Source organism: Streptomyces sp. NPDC088732, assembly GCF_044751205.1.
GTDB lineage: Bacteria > Actinomycetota > Actinomycetes > Streptomycetales > Streptomycetaceae > Actinacidiphila.
In genome coordinates, this window is the sequence record NZ_JBIVLI010000022.1 from 61,438 (window position 1) to 76,585 (window position 15,148).

The 15,148-nt window shown below is 74.3% G+C and carries 11 protein-coding genes, 1 other RNA gene and 1 pseudogene; 4 read left to right on the plus strand and 9 right to left on the minus strand.

What is annotated here, in order from left to right; genetic code table 11:
* Nucleotides 1–79: 79 nt before the first annotated feature.
* The 5 genes and pseudogenes from ACIP9H_RS31875 to ACIP9H_RS31895 form a co-directional block, all read right to left on the minus strand.
* Nucleotides 80–781, minus strand: a complete 702-nt coding sequence (locus tag ACIP9H_RS31875; protein WP_401593128.1) for a CDP-alcohol phosphatidyltransferase family protein — start codon at nucleotides 779–781, stop codon at nucleotides 80–82.
* Between the two features lie 85 nt (nucleotides 782–866).
* Nucleotides 867–3,011 (minus strand): SpoIIE family protein phosphatase, encoded by a 2,145-nt coding sequence (locus ACIP9H_RS31880; protein WP_401593056.1) that lies wholly within the window; start codon nucleotides 3,009–3,011, stop codon nucleotides 867–869.
* A gap of 111 nt (nucleotides 3,012–3,122) precedes the next feature.
* Nucleotides 3,123–4,205 (minus strand): annotated as a pseudogene (locus tag ACIP9H_RS31885) (serine hydrolase domain-containing protein); the annotation flags it as partial.
* Nucleotides 4,171–4,368, minus strand: coding sequence for a hypothetical protein (locus tag ACIP9H_RS31890; protein WP_360913503.1), 198 nt, complete (start codon nucleotides 4,366–4,368; stop codon nucleotides 4,171–4,173). The pseudogene ACIP9H_RS31885 and the gene ACIP9H_RS31890, both read right to left, overlap by 35 nt.
* A gap of 38 nt (nucleotides 4,369–4,406) precedes the next feature.
* Nucleotides 4,407–5,744: a multidrug effflux MFS transporter gene (locus ACIP9H_RS31895; RefSeq protein WP_401962267.1), complete on the minus strand. Its 1,338-nt coding sequence runs from the start codon at nucleotides 5,742–5,744 to the stop codon at nucleotides 4,407–4,409.
* A 103-nt stretch (nucleotides 5,745–5,847) separates the two neighbouring features.
* On the opposite strand from ACIP9H_RS31895, the gene ACIP9H_RS31900 reads away from it, so the two are divergent.
* A complete protein-coding gene (locus ACIP9H_RS31900; RefSeq protein WP_401593132.1) occupies nucleotides 5,848–6,846 on the plus strand; it encodes a Gfo/Idh/MocA family protein in 999 nt (332 codons plus the stop codon).
* A 218-nt stretch (nucleotides 6,847–7,064) separates the two neighbouring features.
* On the opposite strand, the gene ACIP9H_RS31905 is transcribed toward ACIP9H_RS31900, so the two are convergent.
* Together ACIP9H_RS31905 and ACIP9H_RS31910 are read right to left on the minus strand one after the other, a co-directional pair.
* The gene (locus ACIP9H_RS31905) at nucleotides 7,065–7,379 is read right to left on the minus strand and encodes a 4a-hydroxytetrahydrobiopterin dehydratase (RefSeq protein ID WP_401593058.1); all 315 of its coding nucleotides are present in this window, start codon (nucleotides 7,377–7,379) and stop codon (nucleotides 7,065–7,067) included.
* 1,329 nt (nucleotides 7,380–8,708) lie between these two features.
* Nucleotides 8,709–9,164 (minus strand): hypothetical protein, encoded by a 456-nt coding sequence (locus tag ACIP9H_RS31910; RefSeq protein WP_401593060.1) that lies wholly within the window; start codon nucleotides 9,162–9,164, stop codon nucleotides 8,709–8,711.
* 24 nt (nucleotides 9,165–9,188) lie between these two features.
* Here ACIP9H_RS31910 and ACIP9H_RS31915 point away from each other — a divergent pair, with 24 nt between their 5' ends.
* The 3 genes from ACIP9H_RS31915 to ACIP9H_RS31925 all read left to right on the plus strand — a co-directional run bounded on the left by ACIP9H_RS31915 (nucleotide 9,189) and on the right by ACIP9H_RS31925 (nucleotide 13,136).
* Nucleotides 9,189–11,300 carry a bifunctional polysaccharide deacetylase/glycosyltransferase family 2 protein gene (locus ACIP9H_RS31915; protein WP_401593062.1) on the plus strand — a complete coding sequence of 704 codons (2,112 nt, stop codon included), beginning with the start codon at nucleotides 9,189–9,191 and terminating at the stop codon, nucleotides 11,298–11,300.
* A complete protein-coding gene (locus tag ACIP9H_RS31920; RefSeq protein ID WP_401962271.1) occupies nucleotides 11,297–12,598 on the plus strand; it encodes an acyltransferase in 1,302 nt (433 codons plus the stop codon). Before ACIP9H_RS31915 ends, ACIP9H_RS31920 begins: the two co-directional genes overlap by 4 nt.
* A 79-nt stretch (nucleotides 12,599–12,677) precedes the next feature.
* The gene (locus ACIP9H_RS31925) at nucleotides 12,678–13,136 is read left to right on the plus strand and encodes a lamin tail domain-containing protein (RefSeq protein WP_401962273.1); all 459 of its coding nucleotides are present in this window, start codon (nucleotides 12,678–12,680) and stop codon (nucleotides 13,134–13,136) included.
* Nucleotides 13,137–13,218: 82 nt separating this feature from the next.
* On the opposite strand, the gene rnpB is transcribed toward ACIP9H_RS31925, so the two are convergent.
* Nucleotides 13,219–13,621, minus strand: an RNA gene (gene rnpB, locus ACIP9H_RS31930) — RNase P RNA component class A.
* 28 nt (nucleotides 13,622–13,649) lie between these two features.
* Entirely contained in the window at nucleotides 13,650–15,092 is a 1,443-nt protein-coding gene (locus tag ACIP9H_RS31935) for an RNB domain-containing ribonuclease (protein WP_401962276.1), read from the minus strand.
* Between the last annotated feature and the right edge of the window lie 56 nt (nucleotides 15,093–15,148).

A 15,148-nucleotide genomic window follows, 5' to 3' on the forward strand; every position in this document is an offset into this window, starting at 1 on the left:
AGGGGATGCGGTCGCGATCATGCCGCGATGGTAGCGGAGCGCGGGCCGGGGCCGCCCGCCATTTCCCGCCGGGCGCGGCTCAGCGCAGTTCGCGGAACCACTTGACCAGGAAGGCGGCCAGGTAGAGCGCGTACACCGCGAACAGGGCGGTGTAGGCGGCCAGGAAGACCCGCGGCGCGCCCAGGGTGAGGAAGAGCAGGCAGAAGACGCCGTAGTCGACGGGCAGCAGGGCGACCGCGCGCAGCCGGGACGGCGCGGGGGCGGCCGGCGCACCGGCGGCGGGCGCGGCCTTGGGCTTCAGCTTGTCCGCCAGCAGGCCCCCGCAGAAGAGCAGGACGGCGGCGAGCTGGAAGCCCAGCGGCACCAGCAGCCAGCCGTCGGAGGGCAGGTCGAAGAAGCGGTGGAAGGAGATGAGCACCGCGGAGTGGACCGCGGTGATCTTCGCGGCGTCCACGACGTGGTCCAGCCACTCCCCCGCCGGGCTGCCGCGGCCCAGCAGGCGCGCCAGTTGGCCGTCCGCGGAGTCGAAGGCGAAGCCGACGACCAGGCCCAGCCAGACGGCGACGGCCAGCGGCCAGGACGGCCCGGCCAGGGCGAGCGCGGCAATCGCGCCCAGGCTGAAGGCGGCGCTCACCAACGTGACCTGATTCGGCGTCAGCCGTACCCGGTAGGCGCCCGCGGCGAGCACCCGCCCGGCCGGCCGGTTCACGTACCGCGAGTACAGCGACACGCCCTTGGCGGACTTCTGCGCGGTGCGCAGCTCGCGCAGCGCGCCGGCCATCGTCAGCGTCACGTATCCCCCCGCGCCATGCCTCATTCGTGTGTTTCACATCATGGCAGGGTCCGGTCGGATCAGGGACCGGATGTCATGTCACGCGGGTGAGCAGCAGGGCGATGTCGTCGCTGCGGGGGGCCGCACGGCGGGCCTGTTCGACCAGGGTGTCGGCGAGTTCGTCCAGCGAGAGGTCGCCCGCGCGGTCGACGTGGTCGGCGAGGGCGGCGGTGGCCTCGTCGAGGTCGACGCCGCGGGCCTCGACCAGGCCGTCGGTATAGAGGACGAGCAGGGTGCCCGGCGGCAGCGGGATCTCGATCGTCGGGTAGCGCGCGGCGCGGTCGACGCCGAGCAGCGGCCCCGGCGGCACCCGCAGCAGTTCCGTGCCGCCGCCGGGGTGCCGCAGCAGCACCGGGGGGTGGCCGGCGGTGGCGAGGTGGGCGCGGTTCCTGGCCAGGTCGAGGTGGGCGTAGAAGCAGCTGGTGAGCAGGCCGGGGTCGAGGTCGACCAGGAGGCGGTTGGAGCGGGCCAGGACCTCGCTGGGGGACGCGCCCGCGGTGGCGCGGACGGCGGTGCGGACCTCTCCCATGAGCGCGGCGGCGTTGACGTTGTGGCCCTGGACGTCGCCGATGGTCAGGGCGGTCATCTGCGCGCCGAGGCTGATGACGTCGTAGAAGTCGCCGCCGATGTCGATGCCCTGGGTGGCCGGGAGGTAGCGGGCGGCCACGTCCAGGCCGGCGATCTCGGGGAGGGCCCGGGGCAGCAGGCGGGCTTGGAGGGTGATGGCGAGGTCGTGCTCGGCGTCGTAGAGCCGGGCGCGGTCGAGTGCCTGCGCGATCAGGCCGGCGATGGAGGTGAGGACGCTGCGCTCCCCCGGCGGGAAGGGGTGCGGCCGGTCGTAGGCGAGCACCATCGTGCCGACGGGGCGGCCGGAGGCGATCAGCGGCAGGAAGGCCCAGGCCGCCTTGGTGTCGCGGACCTCGGCGGCGGGGTAGAACCGGCGCAGTTCGGCGACGGTGGCGAAGAAGCCGGGGACGCCGGTCCGCATGACCCGTACGGCGGGGTTGCCCATGCTCAGCGGGGCCATGTCGAGTTCGGCCATCAGCTCCTCGGTGTACCCGCGGTAGCCGATGATCCGCAGCCGGTCGCCCTCCGCGGTCAGCAGGGAGACGCCCTGCACCCCGAAGACGGCCAGCATCTGCTCCATGACCTGGTCGATGACGTCCTGCTCGCCGACGGCCTCGGTGAGCGTCGCGGCCAGGTGCAGCAGGTGGTAGAGCGCCACCGCCCGGTCCTGCGCGCCGGTCTCGGGCAGGCGCGCGGCGGGGGTCTCGGCGTCCACGGGGGCGGGGGCCGCCGCCACGCGGGCGCTGATGCCGGAGGGGTCCGGGTACAGCTCGAAGGAGAGCCAGGCGTCGGGCGGCCGCAGGGTGGTGAGGGCGGCCGGCCGCAGGCTGATGAGCGCGCCGCGGCAGCTGTCCTCGAAGAGCGGGTCGCCGAGCCAGGGCAGGACGTTCCAGGGCCGGTGCCCGAGCAGCGCGGGGATCTCCGCGCCCAGCAGGTCGGCGGCGGCCCGGGTGACGAAGGTGAACCGGCCCTCCAGGTCGAGCGCGAAGGACGCCTCCGGGAGCCGCTCCGCGAGGCCGGCCGCCGCCAGCGCCTCACCGGGCCCGTGGACGCGGGTCCGGTGGGGCGACAGCATCCTGGGCTCGTGCCCCCAGGGCGGCGGGGCTCCCTCGTCGGCGGCCTCCCGCAGCAGTACGCCGAGGTGGTGGCAGGCGGCCCGAACGGTGCTGCGCTCCCGCAGCGACATCTGCGGCGCGTGGGAGCCGGGCAGGAAGAGCACGAGGCCGCCCCAGGTCCTGCCGCCGGAGGTGATCGGGGCGGCGGCGAGCGCGAACTCGTACGGGAGCACCAGGGCGATCCGGGGGTACAGCCGTGCGGTCTCCTGGGGGCCGCCGAGCCAGACCAGCCGCTCGTCGCGCACCGCGTCGGAGACGGGGGTGCGGTGGGCCAGTCCGATGCGCGCCCACAGCCCGGCGAACGACTGCGGACCGCCGACCAGCGTCGCCAGGCTCAGCGTCTCGCCGTCGGGGGCCAGCAGGTAGACCAGGCCGATGGACGCGCCGGTCTCCCGGGCCACCTGGAGCAGTGGGGGGTCGAGCAGCTCCGGTCCCGGGCGCGGGGCAGCGGCCCCGGTGCCGTCGGCGTCGGTGGCGACTCCGGCGGGGTTCCGCATGCTGTCCCCTTCCGGCCGCGGACCTCACCCCCCGAACAATCGAACCGTCCCCTTAATGACGATATTCCACTTTCGCGAGGTCGGCGGCGCCGGGCACGGCCGCGCTCACGCGACCCCGAGCGCCCGGGCGAACCGGGTCCCCACGGCCGCGCGGGGAGCGCTTCCGTCGCGCCAAAGGCGGCACGGGTGCACCGAGTTGGCGAGCAGGACGAGGAACGAGTCGGTCGCCGGGTCGATCACCAGGCTGGTCCCGGTGAAACCGGTGTGCCCGGCCGCGCCGCGCCCGGCGAGGGCCCCCATGAACCAGGCCGCGTCCGTCTCGAAGCCCGGGTACGGCCCCCCGGCGTCGAGGAGGGAGCGGCACAGCAGGGCGAGGTCCCAGGCGGTGGAGAACAGGCCCGCATGGCCGGCGACGCCGCCCATGGCGTACGCGTTCTCGTCGTGCACGGAGCCGCGCAGCATGCCGCGGTCCAGCCGGCCCCAGGGGCGGCGCTGGTCCTCGGTGGCGGCGATCCGGGGCAGCCAGGAGGCGGGCGGGTTGTAGCGGGTGTCGTACATGCCGAGGGGGCCGGTGATCTCCTCGCGCACCAGCGCGTCGACGGACTCGCCGGTCTCGCGTTCCAGGGCGTGCTGGAGGGCGATGAGGTTGAGGTCCGAGTAGACGCGCCCGGCGCCCGGCGCGGCGACCGGCTCCTCCTCCCACAGCAGGCGGGCCCGGGCCTCCGCGTCGGCCCGGTCGTAGAAGGGCAGTTCGGGACGGAGCCCGGAGGTGTGGTCGAGCAGCTGCCGCACGGTGATGCGCTGCTTGCCCGCGGCGGCGAACTCGGGCACGTAGTACGCCACCTCGCGGTCCGGCTCCAGCCGGCGCACGGCGACCACCGCGGTGAACAGCTTCGTCAGCGACGCCAGGTCGAAGACGGTGTCGGGCCGCATCGGCACCCACTGCTCCCGGGGCAGCTCGACGCCGCCACCCGATCCCTCGTCGTACCCGCGGTAGCGCACCGCCCAGCCCGCGGCCTCGTGGAGGGCGACGGTGCCGCCGCGCCCGGCGAGTACGACGGCCCCCGCGCACCAGGGATAAGCGGAGGCGGGCGAGGGTTCCAGAAAGGGGGTGATGTCCCCGACGAGCCGGTTCAACTCGTCCGCGCGCAGCTCCGCGTCAGGGCAGGTACCTCTCGACAACCGCGGGGCCATGCTCCTCCAGCAACTTGCGGGCCTGTTCGAGCCGGGCCGGAGTCGGTTCACGTCCGGAGGCCATGACCAGGTCCTCCGGATCGATCATGTGTTCGGACCCGGTGTGCAGGCAACTGTCCGCGGTCTTCCAGGCCCACTTGCTCTCGTCGATCGGCTCGGTCATCACTGCCTCCTGACTCGGCACGGCAATGATCGCAGGGATCACCGTGCATCCACAGTACGCCGCCAGGGGCGGCACAGCCCGACGAAGCAGACCGCCGCGGCCAGCACGCTGCCCAGCTGCACCAGCGCCATCGGCACGGCCGAGTCCTCGCCCGCGACACCCACGAGCGGCGAGGCCACGGCGCCCACGAGGAAGGAGGTCGTGCCCAGCAGCGCGGAGGCGGAACCGGCCGCGTGCCGGGTGCGCATCAGCGCCAGGGCGTTGGTGTTGGGCAGCACCAGGCTCATCGCCGACATCAGGACGAACAGGCCCGCGGCCACCGGCAGCAGCCCGACCCGGCCGAACACGCCGGAGGTCATCGCCAGCAGGGCGAGCGCGGCCAGCGTGATCACCGCCAGGCCCACGGCGACCACCTTGTCCATGCTGACCCGCCCCACCAGCAGCTTGCCGTTGACCTGGCCCAGCGCGACCAGGCCGATGGAGTTGAGACCGAAGAGCAGGCTGTACGTCTGCGGGGAGGCTCCGTAGATCTCCTGCACCACGAACGAGGAGGCGGAGACATAGGCGAAGAGGGCGGCGAAGGTGAACCCGGCGGTGAGCATGTAGCCGGTGAACGCCCGGTCGGCGAGCAGCCCGCGCATCGTGTGCAGGGTCTCCCCCAGGCCGCCGCGGTGCCGGTCGGCCGGGTCCAGAGTCTCCGGCAGGGAGCGCCACACCACCAGGATCAGCAGCGCGCCGACCACCGTGAGCACGACGAAGACCCCCCGCCAGTCGGTGAGCCGCAGCACCTGGCCGCCGATGACGGGGGCGACGATCGGCGCCACCCCGGAGATCAGCATCAGCGTGGAGAAGAAGCGGGCCATGGCGACCCCGTCGTACAGGTCGCGGACGACGGCCCGGGCGATGACGATGCCCGCGGCGCCGGTCAGGCCCTGGAGCAGCCGGAAGGCGATCAGCAGCCCGGCGCTCGGGGCGAACGCGCACACGGCGGTCGCCAGCACGTACAGGACCATGCCCGCCAGCAGCGGGCGGCGGCGGCCCCAGCGGTCGCTCATCGGGCCGACGACCATCTGGCCGAGGGCCAGTCCGGCCAGGCACGCGGTCAAGGTGAGCTGCACCGTGACGGCCGGGCTCCGCAGCGACTCCGTGACCTGCGGCAGCGCCGGCAGATACATGTCCATCGACAGCGCGGGGAGCGCGGAGAGGGCGCCGAGGACGAACGTCACCAGCAGTCCGGTAGGGCCTCCTGGGCGGTCTGCGGCGCGTCGTACCGGGGTCGGCGGCCGCGGTGTGGATATCTGGTCGGGCGGGATCGGGCCGGCTTCCGGCATCTGCGTCTCCGTGGTCGATGAATCGTTCTCTATGCTCTCAGCCATCGCAAGGTGGATGAGACCAGGTGGGGGCAGATCCGTGAGTGATTCAGTCGGTGGTTCCGTCGGCGGTGCCGGCGGACCCTCTTCCGCCGGGTCCGGGCGCAGGATCCGGTGGGGCATCCTCGCGACCGGCGGCATCGCGTCGGCGTTCGCGAGCGACCTGCGGGAGCTCAAGGACGACGCGGAGCTCGTCGCCGTCGGCTCGCGCAGTACGGAGGCGGCGCGCGCCTTCGCCGACCGTTTCGAGGTACCCCGCGCCTACGGCAGCTGGACCGCGCTCGCCGACGACGAGGACCTGGACGTGGTGTACATCGCCACCCCGCACTCGGCGCACCGCGTCGCCGCGGGACTGTGCCTGCGGGCCGGGCGGGCCGTGCTGTGCGAGAAGCCGCTCACCGTCAACGCGGTGGAGGCGCGCGAGCTGGCCGAACTCGCGCGCGGGCACGGCCGCTTCCTGATGGAGGCGATGTGGATGTACTGCAGCCCGGTGATCCGCCGGCTCACCGGCCTGGTGGCCGACGGGGCGATCGGCGAGATCCGGGCGGTGCACGCGGACTTCGGCCTGGCCGGGCCGTTCGAGCCCAGCCACCGGCTGCGCGACCCGGCCCAGGCGGGCGGCGCGGTGCTCGACCTCGGCGTCTACCCGGTGTCCTTCGCCCATCTGCTGCTCGGCGAACCGGACGAGGTCCAGGCCTGGGGGCACCTCACCCCCGAGGGCGTCGACGACGCCACCGGCATGGTGCTCGGCTACGACAGCGGCGCGATGGCGGTGCTGAGCTGCTCGCTGGCGGCCGACACGGCCCGCACGGCGGTGGTGACCGGGACGACGGGCCGGATCGAGTTCCCGCGCGGCTTCTTCTACCCCGAGCACTTCGTGCTGCACCGCGAGGGCAGCGAGCCGGAGGTCTTCGGCCCGCTGCCCACCCCCGCGGGCGGCCCGCGCGGGCTGCACGGCCTCCAGCACGAGGCCATGGAGGTCATGCGCTGCCTGCGGGCGGGCGAGACCGAGTCGCCGCTCGTTCCGGTGGAGGGCAGCCTCGCCGTGATGCGGACGCTCGACACGGTCCGCGACCGCATCGGCGTCCACTACCCCGGCGAGGCCTGACCCGGGCGAGCGACCCCCTCGACGCCCCGGCCGGCGGCGGATCCCCGTGCGGGACGCCGCGGGCCGGGGCGATGTCCTCGACACGGCGGGCAAGGCGCAGCCGAGCGTCGGATCGCTGTGGTGGATCTGCGCGCGGGGTACCGGGCCTCCGCGGGGCGCGCACGGCACCCGGACCGGCGGCGAGGCGCCGGCCGGGAGGGTCCCGCGGGGCGAACGCGCTACGCGGCGCCGTGCGCCGGGGCGATGTCCTCGATACGGCGGGCGAGGTCGAAGTCCTTGGCCGTGAGCCGGCCGCCGGCCGCGTGCGTGGTGACCGTGACGCCGACCGTGTTGTAGCCGAGCGTCAGATCGCTGTGGTGGTTGACCTCGTCCTGGATCTGCGCGATGTGCACCACGAAGACCGCGCCCGGCAGATGCGGGAGCCGGTAGGTGCGCTGGAGGCTCACGCCGTCGTCGGCCAGCGACCAGCCGGGCAGCTCGGTCAGACGGTGCTCGATCTCCTCGTGCGGCAGGGGCTCTGCGTAGGGCGCCATGCGCCCATCGTCGCACCGCCCGCCCCACGCGGCTACGGACGCCCGCGGGGCCGCGGCCGCCGTGACCGGTGCCCGTACGGGCCGGCCGTCCCGCCGGACGTGCTGCCGTAGGCGAGCGCGGACGTCACCGGGCCGGAGGCGGTCGCAGCGTCCGCCGTCCCCGCACCCCGAGGTCGCCCGGGCCGGGCCCCCGGCCAACCCGCCGGACCCGCTGCCGCACGACGACGGGCGGGCGGGGACGTCACCGGCCGCAAGGACCACCGCCGACCCGGGCAACGGCCGCCGGGTTGACCGCCGACACCGCGCGCCGGTGCCAGGTGGACCTCCTCCCCCACGGGCCGGGGCCCCGCCCGGCCGATGCGACGACGACCGCGGAGACCGACGGACGTCACCCGCCCGGAAACGACGGCCTCCGCCGGCACCGCGGGCCGGGACCTCGCGGGCCTCCCCCCACGCGAGCCTCGTCGCACCCGCCATCCCGCCAGGCGAACTGCGTGACAACGACGGGCGCACGGTCGTGGACGTCACCCGCCGGGAGGGGGACCGCCGGCCCACGCGACGACCGCCGGGGCCACCGCCGTCATCCCGACGGACGTCACCCGCCCGGAAGCGACGGCCTCCGCCGGCACCGCGCGGGCCTGCCCCTCCGCGGGCCGCGCCGTCCCGCCGAAGGCGCTGTCGACGGGCGGGCGCGTCACCGGCCGCAAGGACCACCGCCGGCCCACGCGCCGGCCGCCCCCGCCGGGCGAGCCGTCGGACGACGGCCGTGCGGGCCCGCATCGCGGGCTGCCGTGACCGGATTGATCACTTCCGTTTCCCCGGGCGGCCGCCCGCACCGCACCGCGCGCGGCGGATCGACATCGGCGGTGCCGCAACCGACACGACCGGACACGGGGCGGACGGATTCCCGCAGGCGAACGGCGGCCTCGTACCCGAACCGCGCAGGGAGGTGATCAGCGCGGCCCGGACGGTTCTCCCGTCCGCCGGAGGCGAACGCGCAGTTCGCGACCATGATGGCGACGAAGGCGCCCCGCACCGGAGGCGGCTGAGCCTGGCAGAGAACGACCAATTCGCCTATGGAATCGGTCAAGTGCGAAATACGTCCCATAGGACCGCTTGCGTCGCGTTACGTTGCGGCATGCTCTCCAAGCACCACCGTGACGTATGGTCAGAACCACCACCCGTGGACGATCCGGAAGCCGGTACCGGGGTCGACGATCCCGCGACCGAGGTCATATCGCTGCCCGGACCCGTCTTCGTCGATTCCAGCGGGCGACGGGCCCGCGTGGTCCGCAGGGCAGGCTGGGCCATCGGCGCCGCCTGTTCCCTCTACACGGCCGCCCTCGTACTCAGCCTCTCCGGCGCGACGCCGATCGCGCCGAAGACGCTGTTGCCGCTGCCAGGGGTACCGAGCACAGCGCCGGACGACGCCGGCTCCTCGGGGACGGGAGAAGTCGACGTACCGGCCGACCAGGCCGCTCCCCCGGCACCGGCAGGGCTGTTCCGGGCGGGGACGCACACGACTCCGTCCCCGTCCGGCGGCGCCCGGCCGCGGCCGACCGCCTCCGCCGGCCCGCGCACCACGCCCAGCGGCCATGCCTCCGGCAGCACCGGCCCGAAGACCAGCACGTCGCCCACACCGCGCGTGACCAGGAGCGGCCCGCCCCCGGCGTCTCCGACGCCCAGCGCGACGGCGAGCTCGTCGGGCGGTCCGTCGGCCTCGGCGTCGTCGACGCCCTCCGCCCCCTCCTCCTCCGGGCCCGCGTTACCGCCCGCCGGGGGCACCGACCAGCAACCGCAGAGCGGCCCGTGATACCCCTGCGGCCACGGCTCGTCATTCCCGTCCTCGCACTCGTCGTGCTCGTGTGCGTGCTGCTGCTCGGCGGCTACGTCCGCGGCGACTTCGAGGCCGACCACCGGGTGCACCCGCCGGTGGCCACGGACAAGGTCCCCGAGGCGGTGCTGGACGGCGGGCCCGTGGTGGACTCCACCGGCGACCGCCCGCGCTCGTACCGCACGCCGGACCGTACGATCGCCCTCACCTTCGACGACGGACCGGACCCGGTCTGGACGCCGGAGGTGCTCGACGTGCTGCTGCGGCAGAAGGTGAAGGCCACCTTCTTCGTCACCGGCAGCAACGCCGCCCGCCACCCGGACCTGATCCGCCGGATGGTGCGGGAGGGGCACGAGATCGGCGTGCACACGTTCGCCCACCCGGACCTGGTGTACCAGTCCCCGGGGCGGGTCGACCGCGAACTGTCGCAGACCCAGCTCGCGCTGGCGGGGGCGGCCGGCATCCACAGTTCGCTGTTCCGGCCGCCGTACTCCTCCACCGCCGACGCCCTGGACGACCTGTCCTGGCCGGTCGTGCAGCAGGTCGGCCGCAAGGGCTACGTGACCGCCTTCATCGACCAGGACGCCGAGGACTGGCGCCGGCCCGGTGTGCAGGCGATCGTCGACGGCTCTCTCCCCAAGAAGCCCGGGAAGGGCGCCATCGTGCTGATGCACGACGCGGGCGGCGACCGCTCGCAGACGGTGGCCGCGCTCGACCGGCTGATCCCGCTGCTCAAGGAGCGGGGCTACCGCTTCGAGACGGTCGGCGAGGCGGTCGGGGCCAGCTCCACCAACCACCCGGTCGCCGGGGCGGAGTTGTGGCAGGGGCGGATGTTCGTGGCCGCCGTGGAGCTGTCCGAGGCGGCCGTGCCGGCGCTCGCCGTCCTGCTGGCCGGGGTGGGTGTGCTCGTCCTGGCCCGCTTCGCCGCGATGCTGCTGCTGGCCCGCCGGCACGCCCGGCGCCGCCGGGCGCCCGGTTTCCGCTGGGGACCGGCCGTCACGGAGCCGGTCAGCGTCATCGTGCCCGCCTACAACGAGAAGGAGTGCATCGCCCATACGGTCAACTCGCTGGCCGCCGGGGAGCATCCGATCGAGATCGTGGTCGTCGACGACGGGTCGGGCGACGGCACCGCCGACATCGTGGAGGCCCTCGGCCTGCCCGGCGTCACGGTGGTGCGGCAGCCCAACAGCGGCAAGCCGGCCGCGCTCAACAACGGCGTCGCGCACGCCCGGCACGACCTGATCGTGATGATGGACGGCGACACGGTCTTCGAGCCGGCCACCGTCCGCGAACTCGTCCAGCCCTTCGCGGACCCGCGGGTCGGCGCGGTCGCGGGCAACGCCAAGGTCGGCAACCGCAGCCGGATGATCGGCCGCTGGCAGCACATCGAGTACGTGATGGGCTTCAACCTCGACCGCCGGATGTACGACCTGATGCGCTGCATGCCGACCATCCCCGGGGCCTGCGGGGCCTTCCGGCGCGACGCGCTGCGCGACGTGGGCGGCATGAGCGACGAGACCCTCGCCGAGGACACCGACGTCACCATGGCCCTGCACCGGGCCGGCTGGCACGTCGTCTACGCCGAGCGGGCCCGCGCCTGGACCGAGGCGCCGTCCACGGTCCGGCAGTTGTGGAAGCAGCGCTACCGCTGGAGCTACGGCACGATGCAGGCGATGTGGAAGCACCGCGGCGCGGTGCTGGACCGCGGCCACTCGGGCCGGTTCGGCCGGGTGGGGCTGCCGCTGGTGGTGCTCTTCCAGGTGCTCGCCCCGCTGCTGGCGCCGCTGATCGACGTCTTCGCGGTGTACGGGCTGGTGTTCATGGACCCGTTTCGCACCGCGGTCGCGTGGGCCGCGGTGCTGGGTGTGCAGGCGGCGTGCGCCGCGTACGCGTTCCGGCTCGACGGGGAGCGGCTGCGGGACCTGTGGCCGCTGCCGCTCCAGCAGGTCCTGTACCGGCAGTTGATGTACCTGGTGCTGCTCCAGTCCTGCATCACCGCGATCAACGGAGGCCGGCTCGGCTGGCACAAGCTGCGCCGCACGGGCGAGGTCGGCACCCCGCCCGTGGCCGCCGGGAGTGAACGGTGACACCGCGCCCGCCCGACCACACCTTCCCGGAGGACCCGATGCACGCCCACGATCCCCGCGGCGCCCGCCCGGCGGGGCCGCCGCCGGTGCCCGGCCCCGGGGGCGGGCGGCGGCGGCGCGCCCTGGTCACCGCGGAGCACGGCGCGACCGTCGTCGTCGACGCGCCGGAGCGGGACGCGGCGCCGGCCGGGGCCCCCGCCGCAACCGCCGCGAAGGAGGCCCCCGCCGCGGGAGGCGGCGGGGGCCGGGACCGCTACCTCGACCTGCTCCGGGCGCTGGCCCTGGTGCGGGTGGTGGTCTTCCACACCTTCAACTGGGCGTGGCTGACCTTCGCCTTCCCGTCCATCGGCGTGATGTTCGCGCTCGCCGGCTCGCTCATGGCGCACTCGCTCAAGCGCCCGGCGGGCTCGGTGCTGCGCAGCAGGGCGCGGCGGCTGCTCGTGCCGTACTGGCTCTTCGCGGCGGTCGTCGTGGCCGCCATGCTGGTGCACGGCTGGCGGATCCACTCCTGGCCGCGGATGCTGCTGTGGGTGCTGCCGCTGGCGGACCCGCCGCGCATCGCGTGGGCCGAGCAGGTGACGGACCCGCTGTGGTACATCCGCACCTACCTGTGGCTGGTCCTGCTCTCCCCGTGGCTGCTCAAGGCCTTTCGTGCCGCGCCCAGAGCGTGCCTGGCGGTGTGCGGGCTGCTGGTCGTGCTGGCCCAGTACGACCGGCTCCCGCTGACCGAGCCCGCGCTCACCCCCGCCGTCGACCTGGTCACCTTCGCGGCGTGCTGGCTGCTCGGCTTCGCGCACCGGGACGGGCGGCTGGACGCGCTGCGGGCCCGCACCGTGCTGGGCCTGGCGGCGCTGTGCCTGGCGGCGGGCGGCTGGTTCGCCCTGACACACCCCACGGACGAGGGCTTCGACCTCGGGGAGATCCCGCTCGCGCAGGCGCTGTGGTCGGTCGGTTTCGTCCTCGTCCTGCTGCGCTTCCGTCCGCGCCGGCTGACCCGCGTCCCGGTGGCGGACGGCGCGGTGGGGCTGCTCAACGCCCGTGCGGTGACGGTCTACCTGTGGCACGAGGTCGCGCTCGTGCTCAGCGTCCCGCTGATCGACCGCATGTGGGACGTGCCGTTCTTCGAGGCCCATCTGCCGCTGGACGCCACCTGGTTCCAGTTCCTGATGGCCTGGCCGCTGATCGGCGCGGCCATCGTGCTGGCGGGCTGGGCCGAGGACGCCGCCGCGCGGCGCAGGCCGCACCCGTGGCCGACGGGGGGCGGAGGGCGCCGCGCACGTGCCCGCCGTCGTTTGTGAAGGATTCGTGCGCTGATCGCGTACGTCCTGTGTACGCTAACGCTCCTTGTTCGCAACGCCCTTGGGGGGAACCCGCACCATGCGCACCCGTACCACGCTGACCTGCCTGCTCACGGCGATATCCGCGACCGCCGCCGCGCTCGCCCTCGGCGCCCCCGCCGCGGAGGCGGCCGGCTCCGTCCACCTCGCCAAGATCTACTACAACAGCCCCGGCGCCGACCGCGGCTCCGCCGCGAGCCTCAACGCCGAGTGGGTCACGATCACCAACTCCACGTCCCGCGCCGTCAGCCTGAAGGGCTGGACGCTCACCGACGCCTCCCGCCACACGTACACCTTCGGCGCGTACTCCCTCGGCGCCGGCAAGACCGTCAAGGTCCACACGGGCTCGGGCCGCGACACCGCGGGCAACCGCTACCAGAACCGCGGCTGGTACGTCTGGAACAACGACAAGGACACCGCGACCCTGCGCAAGGCCGGCGGCGCGAAGGCCGACACCTGCAGCTACAACAGCACGCGCGCGAACTACAAGAACTGCTGATCTGCTCCCGCGCTGCGGGGATCTGTTCCCACCGTGCACAGCCGCGCCGCCGGGCCCCTCGGGCCCGGCGTGCGTGAAGCGGCAGACGAGCCGAGCCGTACGCCGGGTTCTGTGTCCCGGTCGGCCTCGCGGCCGGCCGGGCGACGGCCATCCATCTAGGACCGGCGTTGCCGCCGGCCTCGTGCGGTCTACCCGCGGACTCGGGCGGGCAGCCCTCGAACGTCCGCGCAGAGCACCTGTTACGGCGCTCCTCTTGACCTTGCTCCAGGTGGGGTTTACCTAGCTGCCCAGGTCACCCTGGGCACTGGTGGTCTCTTACACCACCGTTTCACCCTTACCGGGGGCCTTGCGGCTCCCGGCGGTCTGTTTTCTGTGGCACTGTCCCGCGGGTCACCCCGGGTGGGCGTTACCCACCACCTTGCCCTGTGGAGCCCGGACGTTCCTCGGCAGGACCGGGGTCCTGACGCGGCCGTCCACTCGGCTCGTCTGCCGTCCCGCCATGCTACCCGGCGATCATGCGGGGGCGAAAAGCAGCGTGCGGCGCTCCACGTCGGCCTCGGTGAGCCGCACGCGCAGCGGCTCGCCGAGCGCGAGGGGGGCACTGCCGCCCCGGACGCGGGCGACGACGGCGGGGTCGCAGAGGTGGACCGTGCCGGCGGTGGGGTCGTTCTCGCGGACGTCGATCACGTAGGCGTCGAAGACCTCGCCCACCCGGTCCTGGAGGAGGGCGGCCTCCACCACGGAGAGGGAGGCGCTCTCGATACGGGAGGCGAGCTGCGAGCCGGTGCGCATCCGGTGCGGCAGGTCGCGGTAGGCGTCGGTGACCCACTCCGGCGGGGTGCGGTCCGCGGAGGCGGCGAGGCAGAACTCCCCGGCATAGCGGTCGACCAGCCTGCGCAGCGGCGCCGTGCAGTGGGTGTAGGCGTCGGCGACGGCGGCGTGCAGCAGCGGCGAGGCCGGGTGGCCCGGCCAGAACGGGGTGTAGTCGGCGCCGCGGAAGAGGCTGGTGGCCTCGTGCAGGAAGGCGGCGTGCCCGGTGCGGGCGGGGTCCAGGGAGCGGATCAGCTCCGCGTACGAGGTCATGTGCGGCCAGTCGATGTGCAGGGCCCGGGCGACCCTCCGCAGCCGGGCGACCTCGCCGTGCGGGGCGAGCGGGAGGGTGCGCAGGATGCCGGTGCCCGCGGCGATCATCAGACCGGCGGCGGCCATGCCGGCCAGCAGCGAGATCTGGGCGTTCCAGGACTCGGCGGGCAGCGGCGCGCGGTACTCCAGCGCGTAGCCGTCGCCCTGCTCGACGACCTCCTGCTCGGGCACGTCGAGGGAGATGCCGCCGCGCGCCCGCTCCTGTTCCTGGCGCAGCCGGCCGATGGTCCGCAGCAGGGCCAGCGGTTCCTCGGCGGTGCCGTCGTCGAGGTCGCGCTGGACGCCCGCGTAGTCGAGCCGCGCGCGGCTGCGCACCCGGGCGCGGCGGACGTCGACGCCGGTGACGCCGCCGTCCGCGTCCAGGTCGATGCGCCACAGCACGGCGAGCCGGTCCCGGCCTGGCAGCAGGCTGGCGGCGTCCTCGCTCAGCACGGTGGGGTGCAGCGGGACGCGGGTGTCGGGGAAGTAGAGCGTGGTGACCCGGCGCTGGGCCTCCGTGTCGACCGCGCCGCCGGGGGCGACGAAGGCGGCGACGTCGGCGATCGCGTAGTGCACGCGGTAGCCGCCGTCGCGGCGGGCCAGGTGCATCGCCTGGTCCAGGTCGCGCGAGCCGGGCGGGTCGATGGTGAAGAGCGGCAGGCCGGTGGCGTCCTCGTGGCCGTCGACGCCCGGTGTGCGGGCCGCCTGTTCGGCCTCGGCGAGCACGGCGGGCGGGAAGGCGGCGGGCACGTGGAGTTCGGTGCGCAGGGCGCTGAAGGCGGTGCGCAGCGGCTCGCCGTCGGCGGCCTTCACACGCAGGGGGCGACGAGGCATGGGGCGAGCGTAATTCCGGCGGCCGTAGGCTGCACGAACGCAAGCGAACGTGAAGG

Coding starts and splice junctions, on each gene's coding strand:
- ACIP9H_RS31875 (WP_401593128.1), bottom strand. CDS start 781: ATGGCCGGCGCGCTGCGCGAGCTGCGCACCGCGCAGAAGTCCGCCAAG.
- ACIP9H_RS31880 (WP_401593056.1), bottom strand. CDS start 3,011: ATGCGGAACCCCGCCGGAGTCGCCACCGACGCCGACGGCACCGGGGCC.
- ACIP9H_RS31890 (WP_360913503.1), bottom strand. CDS start 4,368: ATGACCGAGCCGATCGACGAGAGCAAGTGGGCCTGGAAGACCGCGGAC.
- ACIP9H_RS31895 (WP_401962267.1), bottom strand. CDS start 5,744: ATGGCTGAGAGCATAGAGAACGATTCATCGACCACGGAGACGCAGATG.
- ACIP9H_RS31905 (WP_401593058.1), bottom strand. CDS start 7,379: ATGGCGCCCTACGCAGAGCCCCTGCCGCACGAGGAGATCGAGCACCGT.
- ACIP9H_RS31925 (WP_401962273.1), top strand. CDS start 12,678: ATGCGCACCCGTACCACGCTGACCTGCCTGCTCACGGCGATATCCGCG.
- ACIP9H_RS31935 (WP_401962276.1), bottom strand. CDS start 15,092: ATGCCTCGTCGCCCCCTGCGTGTGAAGGCCGCCGACGGCGAGCCGCTG.